Below are 1,509 nucleotides of genomic sequence, written 5' to 3'. Positions count from 1 at the left end.
AGATCTGCGTCAATTGATCCACCTGCAACTAAATATTTAAATCCTATTCACCCTCATCGCGAAACATCGTTTTTTTGGTGTAGCCCATGTCCTAATACTAAACCGCTAACAAGATAAACAAAAAGTGTATATTTGCAGTATGCGAATATTACAACTAAATCCACATTTAACCACTGCTGAATTATCAGGTAAATTAACTGCGTGTAATAATATACATCAAAGAAGTTACTGGCAAATATTACTATCAGTGTCATTTAATCCAAATAAGAAAGCCGAAGAGTATGCTGCTTTTTTAGGAGTTACAAAAAGTAAAGTATATAAAGTTGTTGAACTCTATAATAAAGAAGGCGCAGGTTTTACAGATAGTCTTAAATGGGGCGGAAGAAGGTCTGCAACCTCTCACATGAGTTTTGAAGACGAAGAAAAAATGATGAGGGATTTAAAAATAAAAGCGAAAGACGGCAAAGTTTTAGTTGCAAAACACATCCGTAAAATAGTAGAAACAAAAGTAGGCAAAGCTGTTTCTGATGATTATATCTGGGATTTATTCAAACGACATAACTGGAAAAAGAAAATGCCTCGCCCAGAACATCCAAAGAAAAACAAAGAAAAGCAAGAGGAGTTTAAAAAAAACTCCCGGAAATACTGGCTACCGCCAGAATAAAAGATAATGACAATAGACCTTTGATGGTCTTTTTTGAAGATGAGGCAGCATTTGGAAGAATGAACCATGTTCGTAAGTGCTGGGTACATCGACCAGATAGAGCCATAGTCAAAAAACAAGCAATAAGGGAATATCTATATGCGTTTACAACAGTTTGTCCGCAAACAGGAGAAACATGTTCTATCATTTCTCCATTTTGTAATACCGAAGCAATGAATGCATTATTAGAAGAAACTAGTATAAGCTTTCCGCATTATAGAATAATTATGATAATGGATTCAGCTGGTTGGCACACTACAAATAAATTGAAACTTCCTGAAAATATATCAATATTACCTTTGCCTGCTTACTCTCCAGAATTAAATCCAACAGAACATATTTGGGATTACATACGTGAACAAAAAGAATTTAATAACTATACGTTCAATTCACTTGATGAAGTAGATAATCAATTAGGAGTTGCCTTATGCGATTTGCACAATGAAAAAAGCATTATTAGTTCAATGTGCAATTTTGATTGGATAAATTCAGCTACTTGTTAGCGGTTTAGTATTAACTGCTGCTGAAACTCAATATAATTCTGATTTTTCAGGCTTCACAACAAATTGTCAAAAATCATTTTTCATGTGGTTCACCTATTCAAACCTCAATGCCAACGGAGTTGGGACAATTAACCGAATGGGAAAACCATCAGATTATGAAAGTGAATTATCTATAAAACCAATTAGCGGTAACCCAATAAACAAATCCACGACCATTACATTCCTCCTGCCCAATAATTATTCAAATGCAAGCATTGAATTAAGAGACATAAATGGAAGGCAAATTCTTAAAGATAATGTAAC

The 1,509-nt window shown here is 34.1% G+C and carries 3 protein-coding genes; all 3 read left to right on the top strand.

Translation table 11 applies throughout. The features are described from left to right. Positions 1–139: 139 nt before the first annotated feature. A complete protein-coding gene (locus tag ACHZDT_RS02835) occupies positions 140–664 on the top strand; it encodes a transposase (RefSeq protein ID WP_394773150.1) in 525 nt (174 codons plus the stop codon). A gap of 23 nt (positions 665–687) precedes the next feature. Next, complete coding sequence (locus ACHZDT_RS02830; RefSeq protein WP_394773149.1) at positions 688–1,206, top strand: IS630 family transposase; 519 nt, start codon at positions 688–690, stop codon at positions 1,204–1,206. A gap of 82 nt (positions 1,207–1,288) precedes the next feature. Further along, a partial coding sequence (locus tag ACHZDT_RS02825) for a hypothetical protein (RefSeq protein WP_394773148.1) occupies positions 1,289–1,509 on the top strand: 221 nt, incomplete at its 3' end.

The organism is Flavobacterium sp., assembly GCF_043722275.1.
Lineage (GTDB): Bacteria > Bacteroidota > Bacteroidia > Flavobacteriales > Flavobacteriaceae > Flavobacterium.
This window is presented reverse-complemented; position numbering and strand designations above follow the sequence as displayed.

Coding starts and splice junctions, on each gene's coding strand:
- ACHZDT_RS02835 (WP_394773150.1), top strand. CDS start 140: ATGCGAATATTACAACTAAATCCACATTTAACCACTGCTGAATTATCA.
- ACHZDT_RS02830 (WP_394773149.1), top strand. CDS start 688: ATGGTCTTTTTTGAAGATGAGGCAGCATTTGGAAGAATGAACCATGTT.